Annotated in this window: 4 protein-coding genes; 1 reads left to right on the top strand and 3 read right to left on the bottom strand. The window is 61.0% G+C overall.

What is annotated here, in order from left to right:
• Positions 1–382 (top strand): MFS transporter (locus OQK_RS31115; RefSeq protein ID WP_038860780.1); only part of this gene is annotated, 382 nt, incomplete at its 5' end.
• 177 nt (positions 383–559) lie between these two features.
• On the opposite strand, the gene hemE is transcribed toward OQK_RS31115, so the two are convergent.
• The 3 genes from hemE to gltB all read right to left on the bottom strand — a co-directional run.
• On the bottom strand, positions 560–1,627 hold the full coding sequence (gene hemE, locus OQK_RS08795) for a uroporphyrinogen decarboxylase (protein ID WP_016772044.1): 1,068 nt from the start codon (positions 1,625–1,627) through the stop codon (positions 560–562).
• A gap of 246 nt (positions 1,628–1,873) precedes the next feature.
• On the bottom strand, positions 1,874–3,292 hold the full coding sequence (locus tag OQK_RS08800) for an FAD-dependent oxidoreductase (RefSeq protein ID WP_007909438.1): 1,419 nt from the start codon (positions 3,290–3,292) through the stop codon (positions 1,874–1,876).
• Between the two features lie 33 nt (positions 3,293–3,325).
• The coding region (gene gltB, locus OQK_RS08805; RefSeq protein ID WP_038860781.1) for a glutamate synthase large subunit at positions 3,326–5,209 on the bottom strand (1,884 nt) is incomplete at its 5' end.

Genomic DNA, 5,209 nt, shown 5'->3' on the forward strand with positions numbered 1-5,209 from the left:
TTTGGCGGACAAGCTGGGGCGACGCAAAGTGCTCTGGGCGACCATTGCACTGATGTTCGCCGGACTGGCACTGACCATGTTCACCTCGTTGTTGCTAGTGATCGTCGGCATGCTGGTGTTCACCTTCGGCTTCTTCGCCGCGCACTCGGTGGCGAGCAGCTGGATCGGCCGGCGCGCGTTGACCGCCAAGGGTCAGGCGTCGTCGCTGTATCTGTTCAGTTATTACGCCGGGTCGAGCATTGCCGGGACGGCGGGCGGGGTGTTCTGGCATCTGGGCGGGTGGAATGGCATCGGCCTGTTCATTGGTGCGTTGTTGCTGATTGCCCTGCTGGTGGCGTTGAAGTTGGCGAAGTTGCCGCCGTTGCAGGGTGTCAAAGCCTGAGATAAATCCCTGTGGGAGCGAGCCTGCTCGCGAATGCACTGTGTGAGGCAACATCAGTGTTGAATGACACACCGCTTTCGCGAGCAGGCTCGCTCCCACAGTTGATTTGGGTACGACATTAGACCGTGCAAAAGAAAACGCCCGGCATTTGGCCGGGCGTTTTTTATTGGGCGCTGATCACTCGTGATACTGCGCCGACAGCTCATGCACCGCACGCAGGAACGCGCCGGCATGTTCTGGATCAACCTCAGGCGTGATGCCGTGACCCAGGTTGAACACGTGGCCGCTGCCCTTGCCGTAGCTGGCGAGGATGCGCCCGACTTCAGTGCGGATCGCTTCCGGTTTGGCGTAGAGCACGGTCGGGTCCATGTTGCCTTGCAGCGCGACCTTGTCGCCGACACGGGCACGGGCGTTGCCGATGTCGCAGGTCCAGTCCAGGCCGAGCGCGTCGGCGCCGGCTTCGGCGATGCTTTCCAGCCACAGGCCGCCGTTCTTGGTGAACAGAATCACCGGCACTTTGCGTCCGTCGTTCTCGCGGATAAGGCCGCTGACGATTTTCTTCATGTAGGCCAGGGAGAATTCCTGATACGCCGCCGCCGACAGGTTGCCGCCCCAGGTATCGAAGATCTGCACCGCTTGTGCACCGGCCATGATCTGGCCGTTGAGGTACGAAGTCACCGATTGCGCCAATTTGTCGAGCAACAGGTGCATGGCTTGCGGGTTGTCGTAAAGCATCGCCTTGGTCTTGCGGAAGTCTTTTGACGAGCCGCCTTCAACCATGTAAGTGGCGAGGGTCCACGGGCTGCCGGAGAAACCGATCAGCGGCACACGTCCGTTCAGCTCGCGACGGATGGTGCTGACCGCGTCCATCACGTAGCCGAGGTCTTTGTGCGGGTCCGGGATCGGCAGGGCTTCGATGTCGGCCAGGGTGCTGACAACTTTTTTGAAGCGCGGGCCTTCACCGGTCTCGAAGTACAGGCCCTGGCCCATGGCATCGGGAATGGTGAGGATGTCGGAAAACAGGATCGCCGCGTCCAGTTGCGGGTAGCGGTCAAGCGGTTGCAGGGTGACTTCGCAGGCGAACTCCGGATTCATGCACAGGCTCATGAAGTCGCCGGCATGGGCGCGGCTGGCGCGGTACTCCGGCAGGTAGCGACCGGCCTGGCGCATCATCCACACAGGGGTGACGTCAACGGGTTGCTTGAGCAGGGCGCGGAGGAAACGGTCGTTCTTCAGGGCAGTCATGTCGGCATCCGGAAAAAAAGTGCGGGCATTTTCTCAGAGCGCGAGGCAAAAGGCACGGATGTGGGTCAGCCTTTTGTCTATCGGGTCAATTTGTCGCGCTGGAATGCTGACTTTGCAACACCACAAAACACTGTGGGAGCTGGCTTGCCAGCGATGCAGACAACTCGGTTTGTCAGGTAAACCAAGGAGATGCTATCGCTGGCAAGCCAGCTCCCACAGGTATCGCATTGCAGTTTCGAGCGGCGTTTACACACCCAGGTAATCGAGGATCCCTTCAGCCGCATTGCGCCCTTCAAAGATCGCCGTCACCACCAGGTCGGAACCGCGCACCATGTCGCCACCGGCGAAGATTTTCGGGTTGCTGGTCTGGTGCTTGTACTGACCTTGCTCGGGCGCAACAACGCGGCCCTGGCTGTCGGTCTGGATCTCGAACTGTTCGAACCACGGTGCCGGGCTCGGACGGAAGCCGAAGGCGATGACCACGGCGTCGGCCGGGATGATCTCTTCGGAACCCGGGATCGGCTCGGGGCTACGACGGCCACGGGCGTCCGGTTCGCCGAGACGGGTCTCGACCACTTTGACGCCTTCAACCTTGTCTTCACCGACGATGGCGATCGGCTGGCGGTTGTAGAGGAATTTCACGCCTTCTTCCTTGGCGTTCTTCACCTCTTTGCGCGAGCCGGGCATGTTCGCTTCGTCACGACGATAAGCGCAGGTCACCGACTTGGCGCCCTGACGGATCGAGGTGCGATTGCAGTCCATCGCCGTGTCGCCGCCGCCGAGCACCACAACCTTCTTGCCTTTCATGTCGACGAAATCTTCCGGCGACTTTTCAAAGCCCAGGTTGCGATTGACGTTGGCGATGAGGAAGTCCAGCGCGTCATAAACGCCTGGCAGGTCCTCACCGGCAAAGCCGCCCTTCATGTAGGTGTAGGTCCCCATGCCCATGAACACCGCATCGTACTCGGCGAGCAGTTGTTCCATGGTCACGTCTTTGCCGACTTCGGTGTTGAGACGGAACTCGATGCCCATGCCGGTGAAGACTTCGCGACGATTGCTCAGCACGGTCTTTTCCAGCTTGAACTCGGGGATGCCGAAGGTCAGCAGGCCACCGATTTCCGGGTTCTTGTCGAATACCACCGGGGTCACGCCGCCACGCACCAGCACGTCGGCACAACCAAGACCCGCCGGGCCTGCACCGATGATCGCCACGCGTTTGCCGGTCGGCTTGACCTTGGACATGTCCGGGCGCCAGCCCATGGCGAACGCGGTGTCGGTGATGTACTTCTCGACCGAACCGATGGTCACCGCGCCGAAGCCGTCGTTGAGGGTGCAGGCACCCTCGCACAGACGATCCTGCGGGCACACCCGGCCGCAGACTTCCGGCAGGGTGTTGGTCTGGTGCGACAGCTCGGCGGCCTGAAGGATGTTGCCCTCGGCCACCAATTTGAGCCAGTTTGGAATGAAGTTGTGCACCGGGCACTTCCATTCGCAATACGGGTTGCCGCAACCCAGGCAGCGGTGGGCCTGATCGGCCGACTGCTGGGGTTTGAACGGCTCGTAGATTTCAACGAACTCTTTCTTGCGTTGACGCAACAGTTTCTTCTTCGGATCCTTGCGCCCGACATCGATGAACTGGAAGTCGTTATTCAGACGTTCAGCCATTGTTAAAACCTCATCAAACTCTTCAGGCGCATATCACTGCGGGTTGGCACGAGTGCTGGAAAGCAGGGTTTTCAAGCTGGCAGCCTTGGGCTTGACCAACCAGAAACGCCGCAAGTAATCGTCGAGGTTCTCAGCGAGCTCACGACCCCACTCGCTGTCGGTTTCGGCGACGTACTCGTTCAGCACGTTCTGCAGGTGGCTGCGATAGGCTTCCATCGCCTCGCCGCTGATCCGCTGGATCTCCACCAGTTCGTGGTTGACCCGGTCAACGAAGGTGTTGTCCTGATCGAGCACGTAGGCGAAACCACCGGTCATGCCAGAACCGAAGTTGTAACCGGTCTTGCCCAGCACGCAGACGAAACCACCGGTCATGTACTCGCAGCAGTGATCGCCAGTGCCTTCCACGACGGTGTGGGCACCGGAGTTACGCACGGCGAAACGCTCGCCTGCGGTGCCGGCGGCAAACAGCTTGCCGCCCGTTGCGCCGTACAGGCAGGTGTTGCCGATGATGGCGCTTTCCTGAGTCTTATAAACGCTGCCCTTCGGCGGCACGATGGTCAGCTTGCCACCGGTCATGCCTTTGCCGACGTAGTCGTTGGCGTCGCCTTCCAGGTACATGTTCAGACCGCCGGCGTTCCACACACCGAAGCTCTGCCCGGCCGTGCCTTTGAAACGGAAGGTGATCGGCGCCTTGGCCATGCCCTGGTTGCCGTGCTTGCGCGCGATTTCGCCGGAGATTCGGGCGCCGATCGAACGGTCGCAGTTGCAGATATCCAGCTCAAACTCAGCACCGCTGAGGTCGTTGATCGCCGACGAGGCCATCTCGACCATCTTCTCCGCGAGCAGACCTTTGTCGAACGGCGGGTTGCGCTCAACGCCGCAGAACTGCGGTTTGTCCGCCGGGATGTGATCGCTGCCCAACAGCGGCGTCAGGTCCAGGTGATGTTGCTTGGCGGTCTGGCCTTCGAGGATTTCCAGCAGATCAGTGCGACCGATCAGCTCTTCGAGGGAGCGCACGCCAAGCTTGGCCAGCCACTCACGGGTTTCTTCGGCGACGTAGGTGAAGAAATTCACCACCATGTCGACGGTGCCGATGTAGTGATCCTTGCGCAGTTTCTCGTTCTGCGTCGCGACGCCAGTGGCGCAGTTGTTCAGATGGCAGATGCGCAGGTATTTGCAGCCCAGTGCGATCATCGGCGCGGTACCGAAGCCGAAGCTCTCGGCGCCAAGGATCGCGGCTTTGATCACGTCGAGACCGGTTTTCAGGCCACCGTCGGTCTGCACCCGGACTTTGCCGCGCAGGTCGTTGCCGCGCAGGGTCTGGTGGGTTTCAGCCAGGCCGAGCTCCCACGGTGCGCCAGCGTACTTGATCGAGGTCAGCGGCGAAGCACCGGTGCCACCGTCGTAGCCGGAAATGGTGATCAAGTCGGCATAGGCCTTGGCCACACCGGCGGCGATGGTGCCGACGCCCGCTTCTGCTACCAGCTTCACCGAAACCAGCGCCTGCGGGTTGACCTGCTTGAGGTCAAAGATCAGTTGCGACAAGTCTTCGATCGAATAGATGTCGTGGTGCGGCGGTGGCGAAATCAGGGTCACGCCCGGCACTGCGTAACGCAGCTTGGCGATCAGCCCGTTGACCTTGCCGCCCGGCAGTTGCCCGCCCTCGCCCGGCTTGGCGCCTTGGGCGACCTTGATCTGCAGCACTTCGGCGTTGACCAGGTATTCCGGAGTCACACCGAAACGGCCGGTGGCAACCTGCTTGATTTTCGAACTCTTGATGGTGCCGTAACGCGCCGGATCTTCACCACCTTCGCCGGAGTTGGAACGCGCACCGAGGCGGTTCATGGCTTCGGCCAGGGCTTCGTGAGCTTCCGGCGACAGTGCGCCCAGCGAGATACCGGCGGAGTCGAAGCGCTT

It is taken from the genome of Pseudomonas sp. R62 (assembly GCF_000257605.1).
Taxonomy (GTDB): Bacteria; Pseudomonadota; Gammaproteobacteria; order Pseudomonadales; family Pseudomonadaceae; genus Aquipseudomonas; species Aquipseudomonas atacamensis.